Source organism: Xanthomonas prunicola (assembly GCF_002846205.1).
GTDB classification, from domain to species: Bacteria; Pseudomonadota; Gammaproteobacteria; order Xanthomonadales; family Xanthomonadaceae; genus Xanthomonas; species Xanthomonas prunicola.
In genome coordinates, this window is the sequence record NZ_PHKV01000001.1 from 450,610 (window position 1) to 466,864 (window position 16,255).

At 64.4% G+C, this 16,255-nt stretch carries 14 protein-coding genes and 1 riboswitch; of the genes, 8 read left to right on the forward strand and 6 right to left on the reverse strand.

All coding sequences use genetic code 11. The annotated features are described in order from the left end of the window. The first annotated feature begins 6 nt into the window (after nucleotides 1–6). Both XpruCFBP8353_RS02120 and XpruCFBP8353_RS02125 read left to right on the forward strand, forming a co-directional pair. Nucleotides 7–1,389 carry an L-serine ammonia-lyase gene (locus XpruCFBP8353_RS02120; protein WP_101361715.1) on the forward strand — a complete coding sequence of 461 codons (1,383 nt, stop codon included), beginning with the start codon at nucleotides 7–9 and terminating at the stop codon, nucleotides 1,387–1,389. A gap of 193 nt (nucleotides 1,390–1,582) precedes the next feature. Next, nucleotides 1,583–2,590, forward strand: coding sequence for an alpha/beta fold hydrolase (locus tag XpruCFBP8353_RS02125; RefSeq protein WP_407071300.1), 1,008 nt, complete (start codon nucleotides 1,583–1,585; stop codon nucleotides 2,588–2,590). A 272-nt stretch (nucleotides 2,591–2,862) separates the two neighbouring features. Here the strand turns inward: XpruCFBP8353_RS02125 and XpruCFBP8353_RS02130 are convergent, their stop codons facing one another. The 3 genes from XpruCFBP8353_RS02130 to metX are packed head-to-tail and all read right to left on the reverse strand — an operon-like array spanning nucleotide 2,863 to nucleotide 6,193. Then, nucleotides 2,863–3,951 carry a homoserine dehydrogenase family protein gene (locus XpruCFBP8353_RS02130; protein WP_162300919.1) on the reverse strand — a complete coding sequence of 363 codons (1,089 nt, stop codon included), beginning with the start codon at nucleotides 3,949–3,951 and terminating at the stop codon, nucleotides 2,863–2,865. After that, the gene (locus XpruCFBP8353_RS02135; protein WP_101361716.1) at nucleotides 3,948–5,165 is read right to left on the reverse strand and encodes an O-succinylhomoserine (thiol)-lyase; all 1,218 of its coding nucleotides are present in this window, start codon (nucleotides 5,163–5,165) and stop codon (nucleotides 3,948–3,950) included. Before XpruCFBP8353_RS02135 ends, XpruCFBP8353_RS02130 begins: the two co-directional genes overlap by 4 nt. Then, complete coding sequence (gene metX, locus XpruCFBP8353_RS02140; RefSeq protein ID WP_101361717.1) at nucleotides 5,162–6,193, reverse strand: homoserine O-succinyltransferase MetX; 1,032 nt, start codon at nucleotides 6,191–6,193, stop codon at nucleotides 5,162–5,164. Before metX ends, XpruCFBP8353_RS02135 begins: the two co-directional genes overlap by 4 nt. 70 nt (nucleotides 6,194–6,263) lie before the next feature. Further along, nucleotides 6,264–6,384, reverse strand: a riboswitch (SAM riboswitch). A 128-nt stretch (nucleotides 6,385–6,512) separates the two neighbouring features. On the opposite strand from metX, the gene XpruCFBP8353_RS02145 reads away from it, so the two are divergent. From XpruCFBP8353_RS02145 to XpruCFBP8353_RS02160, 4 genes are all read left to right on the forward strand, one after another. Next, complete coding sequence (locus XpruCFBP8353_RS02145; RefSeq protein ID WP_101361718.1) at nucleotides 6,513–7,421, forward strand: M23 family metallopeptidase; 909 nt, start codon at nucleotides 6,513–6,515, stop codon at nucleotides 7,419–7,421. Nucleotides 7,422–7,553: 132 nt separating this feature from the next. Continuing rightward, nucleotides 7,554–9,158, forward strand: a complete 1,605-nt coding sequence (locus tag XpruCFBP8353_RS02150; RefSeq protein WP_101361719.1) for a peptide chain release factor 3 — start codon at nucleotides 7,554–7,556, stop codon at nucleotides 9,156–9,158. A gap of 75 nt (nucleotides 9,159–9,233) precedes the next feature. Beyond that, nucleotides 9,234–9,878: a PAQR family membrane homeostasis protein TrhA gene (gene trhA, locus XpruCFBP8353_RS02155; protein WP_101361720.1), complete on the forward strand. Its 645-nt coding sequence runs from the start codon at nucleotides 9,234–9,236 to the stop codon at nucleotides 9,876–9,878. Nucleotides 9,879–9,936: 58 nt separating this feature from the next. Further along, nucleotides 9,937–11,889, forward strand: a complete 1,953-nt coding sequence (locus XpruCFBP8353_RS02160; RefSeq protein ID WP_101362435.1) for an AsmA family protein — start codon at nucleotides 9,937–9,939, stop codon at nucleotides 11,887–11,889. Nucleotides 11,890–11,904: 15 nt separating this feature from the next. Here XpruCFBP8353_RS02160 and XpruCFBP8353_RS02165 read toward each other — a convergent pair whose 3' ends face one another. The 3 genes from XpruCFBP8353_RS02165 to mtgA are packed head-to-tail and all read right to left on the reverse strand — an operon-like array spanning nucleotide 11,905 to nucleotide 14,079. After that, nucleotides 11,905–12,333, reverse strand: a complete 429-nt coding sequence (locus XpruCFBP8353_RS02165) for a CBS domain-containing protein (RefSeq protein WP_101361721.1) — start codon at nucleotides 12,331–12,333, stop codon at nucleotides 11,905–11,907. After that, nucleotides 12,293–13,345, reverse strand: coding sequence for a glycosyltransferase family 2 protein (locus XpruCFBP8353_RS02170; protein ID WP_108723470.1), 1,053 nt, complete (start codon nucleotides 13,343–13,345; stop codon nucleotides 12,293–12,295). Before XpruCFBP8353_RS02170 ends, XpruCFBP8353_RS02165 begins: the two co-directional genes overlap by 41 nt. Next, nucleotides 13,342–14,079, reverse strand: a complete 738-nt coding sequence (gene mtgA / locus XpruCFBP8353_RS02175; protein WP_101361723.1) for a monofunctional biosynthetic peptidoglycan transglycosylase — start codon at nucleotides 14,077–14,079, stop codon at nucleotides 13,342–13,344. The genes XpruCFBP8353_RS02170 and mtgA overlap by 4 nt, the downstream gene beginning before the upstream one ends. Nucleotides 14,080–14,154: 75 nt before the next feature. On the opposite strand from mtgA, the gene hslO reads away from it, so the two are divergent. Then, nucleotides 14,155–15,045 carry an Hsp33 family molecular chaperone HslO gene (hslO, locus tag XpruCFBP8353_RS02180; protein WP_101361724.1) on the forward strand — a complete coding sequence of 297 codons (891 nt, stop codon included), beginning with the start codon at nucleotides 14,155–14,157 and terminating at the stop codon, nucleotides 15,043–15,045. A 153-nt stretch (nucleotides 15,046–15,198) separates the two neighbouring features. Beyond that, complete coding sequence (locus XpruCFBP8353_RS02185; protein ID WP_162300921.1) at nucleotides 15,199–16,035, forward strand: XOO1806 family protein; 837 nt, start codon at nucleotides 15,199–15,201, stop codon at nucleotides 16,033–16,035. Nucleotides 16,036–16,255 lie beyond the last annotated feature (220 nt).

Consider the following 16,255-nt stretch of genomic DNA (forward strand, 5'->3'; position numbering starts at 1 on the left):
GCACGCATGGCTGTCAGTACGTTCGACCTGTTCAAGATCGGTATCGGTCCGAGCTCCTCCCACACCGTGGGGCCGATGCGCGCCGCCGAGCGCTTCGTGCATCGCTGGCTGCTCGACGCCGGGCGCCTGCAGGACGTGGTGCGCATCCGCGCCGAAGTGTTCGGCTCGCTGGCGCTGACCGGCCGCGGCCATGGCACCGACAAGGCCGTGCTGCTCGGGCTGGAAGGCCACCGCCCCAACCTGATCGACCCGGACATCATCCCGGCCACGCTGGAGCGCATTCGTACCAGCAAGCGCATCAGCTTGATGGGCCAGCACGAAATCAGCTTCGACGAAAAGCGCGACCTGCCGATGAACAAGCGGCAGAAGCTGCCGTACCACACCAACGGCATGCGCTTTACCGCCTACGACGCCGACGAAGCGGTGATCGCCACACGCGATTATTACTCAGTGGGCGGCGGCTTCGTGGTCAACCAGGACGACGCTGCCGACGATCGCATCGTCGCCGACGAAACGCCGCTGCCCTACCCGTTCCTCAGTGGCGACGAACTGCTGGCGCAGTGCGCGCGCAGCGGTCTGAGCATTGCCGCGCTGATGTTCGAAAACGAAAAGAGCTGGCGCAGCGAAGACGAGATCCATACGGGCCTGCGCGAGTTATGGAATGCAATGCAGTCCTGCGTGGAGCGCGGTATCCGCCAAGAAGGCACGCTGCCCGGCGGCCTGAATGTCTCGCGGCGCGCACCGGCGCTGTACCGAGAACTGTCCTCCAAGCCGGAAGCGGCCATGCGCGACCCGTTGACCACCCTGGATTGGGTCAACCTGTACGCACTGGCGGTCAACGAAGAAAACGCGGCCGGTGGCCGCGTGGTCACCGCGCCGACCAATGGTGCGGCCGGCATCATCCCGGCGGTGCTGCATTACTTCGACCGCTTCTGCCCCGGCGCATCCGAACAGCGCATCTTCGATTTCCTGCTCACCGCTGCGGCCATCGGCATCCTCTACAAGGAGAACGCCTCCATTTCCGGTGCCGAAGTCGGCTGCCAGGGTGAGGTGGGCGTGGCCTGCTCGATGGCCGCCGGCGGCCTGGTTGCCGCGCTTGGCGGCAATCCTGGGCAAATCGAAAACGCCGCGGAAATCGGTATGGAACACAATCTGGGCCTGACCTGCGACCCGATCGGTGGGCTGGTGCAGATCCCCTGCATCGAACGCAACGCCATGGGCGCGGTCAAGGCGATCAACGCCAGCCGCATGGCCATGCGTGGCGACGGCAAGCACAAGGTGTCGCTGGACAAGGTCATCAAGACCATGCGCGACACCGGCCGCGACATGCAGGACAAATACAAGGAAACCAGCCGCGGCGGCCTGGCGGTGAACGTCATCGAGTGCTGAGTCTGCCGGTGGCGTGGCGCGATCAGAACGCAATGCCGTTCCCGCAGAAATCACCCGCCTTCTCCCGCCTGCGGGAGAAGGTGCCCGAAGGGCGGATGAGGGCAAGTCAGCCCGCCACACCCCTCGCCGCGGCACCGCCCGGATCCACGCCTCCACCACGGTGCGCCAGGTAGCCTTCCGGCACTGATCCCGGATGGAGAACACGATGCGACATCTCGCCTGTGCACTCGCACTGACCCTGGCCTGCGGCCCGCTGATGGCTCAACAAGCCAGCTACGGCCCGCGTCTTGAAGGCTTCGATTACCCCTACCCGGTCAAGACGTACGCGTTCACCTCGCAGCAGCAACCGCTGGAAATGGCGTACCTGGATGTCGCACCCACCGGCAAGCCGAACGGACGCACCGCCGTGCTGTTGCATGGCAAGAATTTCTGCGCGGCCACCTGGGAATCCAGCATCGCGGCCCTGAGCAAGGCCGGCTACCGCGTGATCGCGCCGGACCAGGTGGGCTTCTGCAAATCCAGCAAACCGGCCGCCTATCAGTTTTCGTTCGCACAGTTAGCCAATAACACGCACGCGCTGCTCGAAAATTTAGGTGTCGAGCGCGCGGTTGTAATCGGTCATTCGATGGGCGGCATGCTCGCGATCCGCTACGCACTGATGTACCCGCAGGCCACCGAGCACCTCGCCTTGGTGGACCCGATCGGCCTGGAAGACTGGAAGGCCGCAGGCATTCAGTGGCGCAGCGTCGACGCCTGGTACGACAACGAGCTGAAGACCAGCTTCGAGCGGATCAAGAAATATCAGATGGAAGTCTATTACGCCGGGCAATGGAAGCCCGAGTTCGAACGCTGGGCGCGGATGCAGGCCGGCATGTCGCTAGGCCCCGGCAAGCAGGCGGTGGCCTGGAATCAGGCACTGACCTACGACATGGTGTTCAACCAACCAGTGGTGTACGAACTGCCCAAGCTCACAGTGCCAACCACGCTGTTCATCGGCCTCAAGGACCGCACCGCGATCGGCAAGGACACCGCACCGCAGCAGGTCAAGGCGCGCGTCGGCGACTACACCAAGCTGGGCAAGCAGGCAGCTGCGGCGATTCCGAAGGCGACCTTGATCGAATTCGCCGACCTGGGGCACTCGCCGCAGGTACAGGACCCGGCGCGTTTCAATGCCGCACTGTTGAAGGCCATCGCGCAGTAATTGCAGCGGCGCACGGCAATCGGCTGCTGTGCGTTACTTCCCCTGCCAACCGCTGCCCGAGCACTGCCGGTCGCAGCCATCATTGGCAACTCACCATGAGGCAAGCGAGCAGGCAGGTTGCCGCACGAAGAACGGCACCCACGCCTGCCAGGCGATGAAGCGCGTGCAGTGCGCAGACAGCCTCCGGGTCCGACCGCCACCAACCAGAATGCCCGCACCAATCAGCGGTAAGCCCGCGGCAGAACCAACGCATCTGCCGCGCAACGAAAGCATCAACCCGCCACGATCCGCAGCACATCGTCCAGCAACGCGGCCGCCGTGACCTCCGCACCCGCACCCGGGCCCTGGATCAACAACGGCTGCTCGCGGTAACGGTCGCTGCTGATCGCGACACGGTTGTCGGTTCCGGCACCGCCCGCCAAGGGGTGATCCAGCGCAAGCTCACGCAATCCCACGCTTGCGCCATGCGCATCCACCCGGCCGACAAATCGCAGACACCGCCCCGCTGCGCGTGCCTGCTGCCAGCGCGCGCTGACGACGGCATCCAGTTCGCCCAGGCGTGCATCCAGTTGGCCGATCGGCACGCTGGTGAGGTCGGCAGGCACCAGCGACTCCACGTGCACCTGTTCGGCCTCCAGTTGCCATCCGGCCGCACGCGCCAGGATCAGCAACTTGCGCCGCACGTCCTCGCCGGAGAGATCGATGCGCGGATCCGGCTCGGTATAACCAGCCGCCATCGCTTCGCGCACGCAGGCAGAAAATACGCCATTGCCGTCGTAGCGATGAAACAGCCATGCCAACGACCCAGACAATACGCCTTCGATCGAATGGATGTGGTCGCCGCCGGCGACCAACGCACGCACGCTGCTCAACACCGGCAACCCGGCGCCCACGGTGGCGCTATCCCCGTAATGCGCGCCGCTGGCATGACGCGCAGCATGCAGCGCCTGCGCACGCGACAACGCGGTGCCCTGGCCCAGTTTGTTGGCGGTGACCACATGCACACCGCGCAGCAACCACTCGACATGCCAATCGGCGACGACATCGCTGGCGGTGGCGTCTACCAACACATCGCCGGCACGCAGTGCAGTGGTTTCAGCCCATGGCTGCAAGACCGCCTGCCCGCGCGGCGCGGCATTGGCCTGTTGCAGCGCCTGCTCGGCACTCACGCCGCAATCCTGCGCAATGCGCGAATTGGCCAGCCAATCGAAGCGCGGCAAACGCAGTTGGCGTTGCTGCAACGCGGTGTAGCGGGTCACGAAAGCGCGTCCCACGGTGCCAGTCCCAAGCAAGGCCAGCCGCGGGGTGGGCGTCACCGCAGCGACCGCAGCGCGGCGCGCAACAGGCAGCACAGTGCTCACGCGTCGACCTGTTTACGGTTGGTGGCGGTCAGGGTGGCTTCTGCACGGGCCAGACCGGCACGCAGATCGATCAGCAGATCTTCGGTCGACTCGATCCCGATCGACAGCCGCAACAAGCCATCGGAAATGCCGGCTGCCGCACGTGCTTCGGCAGTCATCGCCGCATGCGTCATCGAGGCCGGATGCGCGATCAGGCTTTCCACCCCGCCCAGCGATTCGGCCAGCGTGAAGTAACGCAGCCCATCGACGAACGCACGCACTGCCGCTTCGCCGCCTTCGAGCTCGAAACTCATCATCGCGCCGAAGCCCTTCTGCTGACGCGCCGCCAGGGCATGGCCCGGATGCGTCGCCAGCCCGGGGAAATACACCTGATTGACTGCCGCGTGCCCGTCCAGCAGCGCAGCGATCGCGTCGGCATTTTCCTGATGCACGCGCAGGCGCGCGTCCAGCGTGCGCAGACCGCGCAAGGTGAGGAAGGCATCGAACGGCGAGCCGGTCAGGCCCAACGCGTTGGCCCACCACACCAGTTGCTGATGCAGCTGCGCATCGCGCGCCACCACCGCACCGCCCACCACGTCGCTATGGCCGTTGATGTACTTGGTGGTGGAATGCAGCACCAGATCGGCACCGAAATCCAAGGGCTTCTGCAGCGCAGGTGACAGGAAGGTGTTGTCCACTACCGTCAATGCGCCGACCTTCTTCGCCGCTTCGATGACAAAGCGCAGATCGGTGATGCGCAGCAGCGGGTTGGACGGGGTTTCGATCAGCACCAGCTTGGGCGACTGCGCCAACGCATCGGCGAGAGAACGCGGGTCGGTGAGATCAGCGGTGATCAGCGCAAAGTGGCCCTTCTTGGCCAGCGCATTGAACAGGCGCCAGCTGCCGCCGTACGCATCGTGCGGCACCACCAGCGTATCGCCGGGCTGCAACACCGCATTGAGCACCAGATTGATCGCGCCCATGCCGGTGGAGGTGATCACGCCACCGGCGCCGCCTTCCAGTTCGGCCAGCGCTTCGCCAAGCAGATCGCGGGTCGGGTTGCCGCTGCGGGTGTAGTCATACTGGCGCTTGTTGCCGAAGCCATCGAACGAAAAATTCGACGACAGCACGATGGGCGGAGTGACTGCACCGTAGGCGGTGTCGCGGTCGATACCGGCACGCACGGCGGCAGTGGCAGCAGTACAGGGGGCGTCGGTGGGGTCACGAAAGCTCATGCGGTTTCTCCGGTGCTGCGAAGGGCGGTAGTGAGGATTGCGTCGATGCGATCGTTTTCTTTGAGGAAGGCGTCGTGGCCATATGGCGAGCGCAACACGCGCAGGCTGCCGCGCCGGCCCAGACCTTCCACCAGGCTGACCATGTCAGCCAGCGGCACCAGGCGGTCGCCCTCCACCGCCACCACGACGGTGGGCACGCGCACTTGCGCGGGGTCGATCCGATGCAGGTCGATGGATTCGGACAGACGCAGATATGCATTCACTGGCGTACGCGCTACGTACTGCACACCGGCAGCGTCCAGATAGTCCTCGGCGGCCACCCGCACGCGGCCATTGATGACTTCCGGCGGCGCATCGAAGCGCTCGCTGAATTCTTCCGGCGTGCGGTAGCTGAGCATGGCGAACTGACGTGCCAGCGCCAGGCCGTGCTGTTCCGCGCATTGCAACTGGCCCAGCGCCACCGCACGGCGCTGCAAGGCACGCCAGGCCGCGGCATACGGGTGAGCACGATGCGCACCACTTACCGCAACCAAGGTGCCGACGCGGGCCGCATGGCGGATGGCGAACTGCAATCCAACCAGCGCGCCGTAGGAATAACCGACAAAACCGTGCAAACGCCCGATACCCAACGCGTCCAGCAACGCAGCGATCGCATCGGCCTGATCAGCGGTATCGATCGGCGCGTCCAGATTGCCGTCTGCACCGAGAAAATCGAATGCCAGCAGACGTCGCGTGGCAGGATCCAGCGCGCGGCCGCTGCCGACCAGCCCATCCACCCAGCCCTTCTCGGGAAACAGCGCGCTCGCGGCCAAATGGCGGTGCGCAGAGATGCCGCCGGCCACGAACACCACCGGCGCATGGGCCGAGCCGATCAGTTCATAGCGCAGCCGCAGCTCGCGCATGCCGGCATGGCGCATCGGCAGAGAAACGACGAGTTCGCCGCGCACGGCAGTGATGTGGTGGTCGCTGGTGGCGGAGATGTCAACGAAATCGTTGGTAGACGGCGATGCTGTATTCACGAGGCTCATGGCGGTATCCGGGGTGGATCGGCCATCGAGCTTCGCGGAGCTCGCGTTCGAGGTGCACAAGGCACGATTCGAACCATCTTTCGGCGGACGCGAAGGTCCCCGCAGGATTTGGCACCAAACGCGGACGCTTGCGCGCTCCGCTGGCTGCCCCGGCATCAAAGGGCCTGTCCCTCCGCCGGTCTCGATGGTGAGGCTAAGATGCCAGCAGATTTTTGCGATGTCAATCTCTTCATGCGGATGGAAAGATATATTTTCATCCGATACCACTCTGGCCTGTGATGGGCCGCATACTTGCGCCCCTTCTGCTTGAGTCGATGGCGTGCCTCACCTCGTCCCTCGCACTGCCCTGCCGGTCTTTATCACAGCACTGGTTTTGGTACTGGCTTGCGCGCGCCCGGCGCACGCACAGCAGCGTTGGCATTGGCCCGGCGCTGCCGCAACGCCCTCACCGCAGTCACTGGCCCCACAATCCGCTCCGGCCGCCATCGGCACTGGCGCTGCGCTGCAACTGGAATGGCAGGCCCCGGTCTACCTCGCCTGGGTCACCAATCCACTAGCCGGGCCCGCGCAGCTGCGCCTGAGCGCACCAGCCAGCGAGGATTACCGCGCCGTGCCGCAATTGCCGCTGACGCTTGCGTTGGCCGCACACGAGCGCCGCCTGGTGACCCGGCTGTATCCGGCCAGTAACCAGCGCACCCTGGGCGGGCTCGGGCTCACGCTCGACGTGGTGCCGGGCGATCCGCGGGCTACCCCGCAGCCGGCGCCCTATCAGTTGCCATTCCGCGGCGTGCCGGTGCAGGTCGCGCAGGGCTTTGGCGGACACTTCAGCCATGCCGATCCGCCCAACTGGTACGCGGTGGACTTCGCCATGCCGCAGGGAACGCCGGTCCTGGCAGCGCGCGATGGCGTGGTCATGCAGGTGCAGCGCGATGTCGTCGACAACAACCCGAACGACCCCGCAGCCGGCGGCGGTAACTTCGTGCGCGTGCTGCACGCCGACGGCAGCATGGCCATTTATGCCCACCTGGCGCCCGACGGCGTGGCCGTGCGCCCGAACCAGGCGGTGCGTACCGGCGAGCGGCTTGGCGCATCCGGCAATACCGGCTTCAGCACCGCGCCGCACCTGCATTTCGCGATCCAGCGCAATGCCGACATGCGGCTGGTCTCGATCCCGTTCCGCATGCTCGGCCCGCAGGGCGAACTGCAGTTTCCCTCGCCAGCCCCCTGAGGCTGGCCCCGGCCACGGCCAACCGCCGAAATCGAGGGCGCCAACCTTGCTCCAAAGGCGTGCCGCAGCGAAGCCGTTATAATCATCGGCTTCCTCAGTTTCCGCAGGCGTCCGACCGGGCGCGCACCGCCCATGTCCGATGTCTCCAACGAAGCCGCGCGCCGCCGCACCTTCGCCATCATTTCCCACCCCGATGCCGGCAAGACCACGCTGACCGAAAAGCTGTTGCTGTTCGGAGGCGCGATCCAGATGGCAGGGTCGGTGAAGGGCCGCAAGGCCGCACGTCATGCCACCTCGGACTGGATGGCGCTGGAAAAAGAGCGCGGCATCTCGGTGACCTCGTCGGTGATGCAGTTCCCGTACGAGGGCAAGATCGTCAACCTGCTCGACACGCCGGGCCACGCCGACTTCGGCGAGGATACCTACCGCGTGCTCACCGCAGTGGACTCGGCGCTGATGGTCATCGACGTGGCCAAGGGCGTGGAAGAACGCACCATCAAGCTGATGGAGGTCTGCCGCTTGCGCGACACCCCCATCATGACCTTCATCAACAAGCTCGATCGCGAGGGCAAGAACCCGATCGATCTGCTGGATGAAGTGGAAACCGTGCTCGGCATCCAGTGCGCACCGGTCACCTGGCCGATCGGCATGGGCCAGCGTCTCAAGGGCGTCGTGCACCTGATCTCCGGCGAAGTGCACCTGTACGAACAGGGGCGCAATTTCACCCGTCAGGATTCGACCATCTTCCCGTCGCTGGATGCGCCCGGCCTGGTCGAAAAGATCGGCGAGCAGATGCTGGCCGAGCTGCGCGACGAACTGGAGCTGGTGCAAGGCGCGAGCAATCCGTTCGATCTGGCCGCATATCGCGCCGGCCAGCAGACCCCGGTGTTCTTCGGTTCGGGCGTCAACAATTTCGGCGTGCAGCCGCTGCTGGATTTCTTCATCGAACACGCACCGCCGCCGCAAACGCGCGAAACCACTGGCCGTCGCGTAGAGCCCACCGAATCCAAACTGAGCGGCTTCGTGTTCAAGATCCAGGCCAACATGGACCCGCAGCACCGCGACCGTGTGGCGTTCATGCGCGTGTGCTCAGGCAAGTTCACGGCCGGCATGAAGACGCTGCATGTGCGCAGCGGCAAGGACGTCAAACTGGCCAACGCGCTGACCTTCATGGCCTCCGATCGCGAGATCGCCGCCGAAGCCTGGCCGGGCGATGTCATCGGCATCCACAACCACGGCACCATTTCCATCGGCGACACCTTCACCGAAGGCGAATCGCTGTCGTTCACCGGCATTCCCAACTTCGCACCAGAACTGTTCCGCCGCGCGCGTCTACGCGACCCGCTCAAGCTCAAGCAATTGCAGAAAGGCCTGGCGCAGCTATCCGAAGAAGGCGCCACCCAGTTCTTCCGCCCGTTGATGAGCAACGATCTGATCCTGGGCGCGGTGGGCGTGCTGCAGTTCGACGTCGTCGCGTATCGGCTCAAGGACGAATACGGCGTGGATGCGATCTTCGAGCCGGTGAGCGTCACCACGGCGCGCTGGGTCCACTGCGACAACGCCAAGAAGCTGGAAGAATTTCGCGAGAAAAATGCCGGCAATCTGGGCATCGACGCGGCCGGCCAACTGGTCTATCTGGCACCGACCCGGGTCAACCTGCAGTTGGCCCAGGAACGCGCGCCGGATGTGCGCTTCTCGGCGACCCGCGAACACGCGCATGCCAAGGCACTCGACTGACCTGCGCGTGACCTGCAGCAAGCGTGCGCCACGGCTGGCGATGCGAATTGCTCGCAATTACGGTACCTTTTTGACATGAACGCAGACGCCTCCCCCTCGACCGACCTGCGCGACGAAATTGCCAGTGCCGTGACGCATGGCCTGGGCGCCATTGCCGCATTGGCCGGTGGTTCGGTGCTGATTACCCTGGCCGCGATCTATGGCGATGGCTGGCAATTGGCGACCTCCATCGTGTTCAGTGCCACGCTGGTGTTGCTCTACGTCGCCTCCACCCTGTTTCACGCCATTGCGCATCCGGGCACCAAGGCACGCCTGCAGGTGCTCGATCACTGCGCGATCTACCTGCTGATCGCCGGCACGTATACCCCGTTTACGTTGATCAATCTGCGCGGCCCGTGGGGTTGGGGACTGTTCGCTGCCATCTGGACGATCGCCGCCGCCGGGGTGATCTTCAAGCTGTTTTTTACCGGCCGTTTTCGCTTGCTGTCGACCGCCCTGTATCTGGCCATGGGCTGGCTGATCATCGTGGCGATCCAGCCGTTGCTGCGCTCCGTCGATACCTGGTCGCTGTGCTGGCTGTTGGCCGGCGGGCTCTTTTACACGCTGGGCACGTATTTCTATCAACGCGACAATCAGCGTTACTTCCACGCCATCTGGCACCTGTTCGTGCTCGCCGGTAGCGCTTGCCACTTCGTTGCGGTGATCGCGCAGGTGATGTGAACTGTGACCTTCGGCGCGTTCGCGCGCCGTGCACGAGCCATCGCCAACCATTGCGCACGTGAACAACGTGCCCTCCGCTACTTCTTCGCCCTCCCGCACCTCGCGCCGCCAACGCGGGTGGATCGGTCTCGGCATTGTTGCTGTGCTGTTGGCGATCTTCTTGCTGCTGTTCGACTGGAACTGGTTGCGCGGGCCGGTCGAACGCATGGTCAGTGCGAAGACCGGGCGCGAATTTCATCTCGGTCATCTGGATGTCGATCTGGGTCGTATCACCACGGTACGCGGCGAGCGATTGCGTCTGGGCAATGCATCGTGGTCCAAGCGCGGCGCGATGGCCGAACTGAACGCGGCCGAGATCGATGTCGAACTCTGGCCACTGCTGCGCGGCAAGCTGCAGTTGCCGGAAATCCGGCTCGAACACCCCACGCTGTTGCTGGAAGCCGGCAACGATAGCCATCCGGGCAACTGGGTGTTCGACCAGACCCAGGGCGACGGCAGCATGCCGCGCCTGGGACGCCTACTGGTGAACAAAGGGCGCCTGCAATTTATCGACGACGCCAGCCGCTCGGATGTGGATGTCGCCATTCACAGCCTGGCACCGCCCAGCAGCGACCAACGCGCCGCCCCGATCGGCATCGATGGCAAAGGCCGCTGGAAAGGCTATCCGTTCTCGCTCAAGGGCAATACCGCCTCACCGCTGGAATTGAGCCAAAGCGAGCATCCCTTCCGTGTCGATCTGCGCGGCAGTGCCGGCACCACGCGGACGCATGTGCGCGGCACATTGACCAACCCGTTCCAGTTCAGGGTATTCGACCTGCAGATGGCGCTCAGCGGCCAGGACATGGAAGACCTGTACCCGCTGATCGGCGTCGCGATGCCATCCACTCCACCCTACACGCTGGACGGCCGCTTGCGCCGCGATGGCGATGTCTGGCGCTACGAAACGTTCGCCGGCACTGCCGGCGATAGCGATCTTGCTGGCACGGCAGAAATCGACCTGCGTAACAAGCGCCCTTTCCTGCGCGCGGACCTGGCTTCCAAACGGCTGGATTTCGACGACTTGGCCGGCTTCGTCGGTGCGCCGCCCAAGACCGGAACAAATGAATCAGCAAACGCCGAGCAGAAAAAGCAGGCCGCGCAGCTTGCCGCCAGCGCCCGTGTTCTGCCAACCACGCCCTACGACTTGTCCAAATTGCGCGCAATGGATGCCCAGGTACGTTGGCGCGCGCAGCGCATCAATGCGCCGTCCTGGCCACTGGACGACATGGATGCGTCGCTGACCTTGAAGGACGGCCTGCTGCAGCTGGATCCACTGAATTTTGGCGTGGCCGGTGGGGACATCCGCTCGACCATCCGCATGGATGCACGCAACCCCGTCATCGTCACGCAGCTGAAAGCAGGCATTCGCGGCATCCGGCTGGATCGGCTGTTTCCAGATGCCGCGCTCGCCAAGCAGGCCTCAGGCGCAATCGGCGGCGAGCTGGATCTGCGTGGCCGCGGCAATTCGATCGCCGCGATGCTCGGCAGCGCGGACGGCTCGATCGGCGTCGGCATGGGCCGCGGTCATGTCGGCAACCTGATCATGGAACTGGCCGGCCTGGACATCGCCGAATCGCTGAAATACCTGTTCACCGCCGACCGGCAGATTCCGGTGCGTTGCATGTTCGGCGATTTCGCCGTCAAGGACGGCCTCATGCAATCGCGCGCCCTGGCCTTCGACAGCACCGACACCATCATCATCGGCGAGGGCAACATCAGCTTGAAGGACGAAACACTGGATCTGCTGCTGCGCCCGCGCCCGAAGGACCGCAGCATCCTCAGCCTGCGCTCGCCGCTGCGTGTGGGCGGAACCTTCAAGGACCCGTCGTTTCATCCCGACTACAAGGCGCTCGGCCTGCGTGGCGCAATCGCGATCGGCCTGGGCATGATCGCCCCGCCCGCCGCCCTGCTGGCCACCTTCGAACCGGGACCGGGCAAGGACAGCAACTGCGGCGGCAAGTACGCCAAGTAACTGCCGGCGCCGGCCTCAGCTGGCGATATAGCGCTGCAGTTGATCGATGTCGCGCTGCTGCGTTTCGATCACTGCCTTGACCAGGTCGCCAATCGAAATCACGCCCTGCACGCGGCCGTTTTCGACCACCGGCAGATGCCGAAAGCGCCCATCGGTCATCAGTTGCATGCAGCGCTCTACGGTGTCCGACGGCGACACCGTGACCACCTCGGCGCTCATGATCTCCGCAACGCTGGTGGTCGAAGATGAGCGATCGCGCAGCACCACTTTGCGCGCGTAGTCGCGTTCGGAGACGATCCCGACCAGGCGCGGCCCATCCATCACCAACACCGCGCCAATCGCCTTCTCGGCCATCAAGCGAATCGCCTCGATCACCGCGGCATCGGCCGCAACCGCAAAAACCTCAACCTGTTTGGTCCCCAACAGCTGTCGTACGGTCTGCATGGCCCGCTCCGCGCATTGTCTGGTCGCTCCAGCCTACTCCCACCGCGCCGCGGTGGGTATCGACCAGATACAACGGGCGCTGCTTGGCCTCGTCGTATAACCGGCCCAGGTATTCGCCAATCAACCCTAAGGCAATCAGCTGGATGCCGCCCAGAAACAGGATCACCGACATCATGGTCGGCCAGCCGGCCACCGGGTCGCCCACCAGCGCGGCCTTGATGACGACCCAGCCGCCGAACAGAAACGCAAGCAACGCAGTGAGCAAGCCCAGATAAGTTGCCGCCCGCAGCGGTACTGTCGAAAAGCTGGTGATGCCGTCCAGCGCGAAATTCCACAGCCGCCATACTGTGAACTTGCTGTTCCCGGACAGACGCGGCGCACGCCGATACGGCAGCGCCACCTGACGAAATCCGACCCAGCCAAACAGCCCCTTCATGAAACGGTGACGCTCGCGCAGCTGTTGCAGGGCCTCCACCACGCGCGGCGACAGCAAGCGGAAATCGCCGGTATCGGCAGGAATCGGAGTCCGCGACAAGCGCCGGATCACACGGTAAAACGCATGCGCGGCGCTACGCTTGAGCCAACTCTCGCCCTCGCGAAACAGCCGCGTGCCGAAGATGTTGTCGTAGCCGCCACGCCACAGCGCAACGAATTCCGGTATCAATTCAGGCGGGTCCTGGCCATCAGCATCCAGCAATACCACCGCACCCGGCAGCACATGATCCAGCCCCGCAGAAATCGCTAACTCCTTGCCGAAATTGCGCGACAGCCGCACCGCACTTACGGTGGCATCGGCTTCGGTGAGCGCATGCAACACGTCCCAGGTGCCATCGGTACTGCCGTCGTCGACATACAGCACATGCGTCTGCAACCCATGCAATTGCGCCAATACTGCGCACAGGCGCGGATGCAGCAGAGGAATGCTGGTTTCTTCGTTGAAAGCCGCGATGACCACGGTCAGGCGCTCAGGAGCGACCGGCGATTGGACAGTATCGATCGTGACCACCCTCATGGCGCCTGCAAATAGGCAGGGCCACCCAACTGGCGCGCCTGCCGCTGGATCCACGCGGTGCGCCGCTGCACGAATGCACCCGGACGGTGCGCATCGTAACGCCGTGGCGATGGCAATACCGCTGCCAGGCGCGCTGATTCGGTCGGCGACAAAGCCGCCGCATCCTTGCCCCAGAACTGCTGGGCAGCCGCTTGCGCGCCGTACACGCCGTCGCCGAATTCGGCCACGTTGAGATACATCTCCAAGATACGGTGTTTGGGCCAGAACAGCTCGATCAAGACCGTGTACCAGGCTTCCAGGCCCTTGCGCACCCAACTGCGGCCCTGCCACAGGAATACATTCTTGGCGACCTGCTGACTGATGGTGCTGGCGCCACGCACGCGCCCGCCGCGGGCATTGTGATCGCGCGCTTTCTCGATCGCCTGCAGATCGAAGCCGTGGTGCATCGGGAACTGCTGATCCTCCGCAGCGACCACCGAAATCGGCAGGCTGGCGGCGATTTTGTCGTAATCACGCCATTGCTGATGCAGCGAAAAGCTCCAGTCGCCCTCTCCCCAGGCTTCCAGATAACGCCCCACCATCATGCTGCTGATCGGTGGATCGACCACCCGCAAGACCAGCACCTGCAGCACGCTCGCGGCGGCAAACAACAGCGGTGCCGCCAAGACCCAGCGCAGCCAGTGCCTATGCCGCGGTGGCGCCGCTTGCTTGTCATCCCATGCATCCGTCCCCATTGTTCGCTACGACCTTTCAATCCCGATGCCTGCCGCATTATCCGGCAACACGCGTCCCTTACGTCCGATGTTTCCATGACCGATCACGATCAGCTTTCCCGTTTCCTGCTGCCCGCCGCTGGCGTGCGCGGCGTCCATGTGCGCCTGACCAAGGCCTGGCACGACATCCAGGGCGCCGCCGAGTACCCGCCCGCCGCTCGCCAACTGCTTGGCGAAGCGGCCGTGGCCGCTGCCCTGTTCACCGGCCACACCAAAGTCGATGGACGTCTGTCGGTACAACTGCGCGGTAACGACACCTTGCGCACCCTGTTCGCCGAATGCACCGCCGCCGGCACCTTGCGCGGCATCGTGCAACTGGCTGACGGCGTCGATGCCCCGACCGATCTGCGTGAGCTGGGCGAAGCCGCGCTGCTGGCGATCACCATCGAAAACCCCGGGCTGGACCCACGCGAGCCGCAGCGCTACCAGAGCCTGGTCGGCATGCAGGCACCGGACCTGGCCGAAGCCTTCGAAAGCTATTTCCAGCAGTCCGAACAGCTGCCGACGCGCCTGTTGCTGGCCGCCGGCCCGGATCAGGCTGCCGGCCTGTTGTTGCAGAAGCTCCCCGGCGACGAGGGCGATAACGATGGCTGGACCCGGATCGGCGCCCTGTTCGATACCCTGGGCGCACCGGAGCTGCTCTCGGTCGCCGGCCAAGATCTGCTGCATCGCCTGTTCCACGAAGAAGAGCCGCAGTTGCTCGGCAGCAAGCCGCTCAGCTTCGGTTGCTCCTGTTCGCGTGAGCGGGTCGCCTCGATGCTGCAATCGCTGGGCGAGGAAGAGGCGCGCGCGGCCGCCGAGGCGACTGGTGACGTCGAGGTGCGCTGCGAATTCTGTGGCCGTGAGTATCACTTTCCGTTGACCGCACTGGACGTACTTTTCAGCGCAGCGCAACCCTCGCAGGAAGCGCCGGAAAGGTTGCAATAGATAGGATGAGGGTTGCGTTTCGGGGGAACGCGACCACTTGTTAAATAATCATAAACACCCTAGCATCCTCCTTGCCCGCTCTCGGGAACTTAACAACTGCCCCTGGGTCTGACCTCTGGTATGCGATATCTACTGCGCCTCCCGCTAGCTTTGATGGTTGCCCTCGCGGCGGCCACAGGCGTGCACGCGCAGTCGGCGCAGCAGCAGTTGCACGAAAGCACGATCCTGCCGGTGTGGAACAAGGGCAGCGGCAAGGTGGAAGCCTTTCTATACCTGGAGCCGACTGGCGAGCAGAAAGCCGGTGCGCGCTGGCATTTCGGTCGCAACTCCCTCGATGCCGCGTTTGGCTTGACCTCCGGCGACTCGCTCGGCCTGCTCTGCAACAGCAGCCGCGGCACCAACATCAGCGGTCTTGCCAGCCATTGCCTGCTTGCAGGCATCGGCGATGACGAAGAAGACAGCGCTGCTGCATCGCGGCGTGTCTCCGGCACGCTGGGCTTCAATCGCGGCAGTGGCCGCGTTGGCGTTACGGCCGGCACCGGTCGCGACACCCTGCCCGCCTGGCTGATCGGCGCCGGCAAGGCCCCACTGACGCGTGTGGAGCAAAACGACCTCACCGTCTTCGGGCAGAAGAACATCGGCCGCGAGGGCTTCGTTTCGATCGGCGGCACCTACGCACGTGCACGCCTGGTACCGCTGGCCGACGTATCACCCGCCATCGCTGACCAGTGGGACAGCAAGACCCTGAGCGTTGGCGGTGGCTACGGCGCCTTCAGCGCCAACGTCATCGGCCGCGTCGTCGACGTTCCCGGCCAGCCCGAGAAGTGGGAAGGTCTGGGCCTGGGCCTGACCTGGCGCACTCCCTGGAGCGGCCAGCTCACCGTCGGCGCCGAGAACGTCATTTCCCGCGGCAAGAACCCGTTCGCACCGAGCAACGAGAGCAACAGCGACGGGACCGTTCCGTATGTCAGATACGAGCAAGACCTGTAACTCGCTGATTCCAAAGCATTTCACGAGACGCCATCGGTCTGTAGCCGGTGGCGTTTTTCGTTGCCGAACACGCGTCCGGCCGCCACTTTCACAACCTCCTTCTTTTTCGTTAACGGGACTTTAATTTCTCTCGCAACGCATATACCATCGGTTCACCCTGACGTTTTGGATCCGCTTTTTTTCGGAACCCCCGACAGGCAAAACAACCCTTGGCAGTACC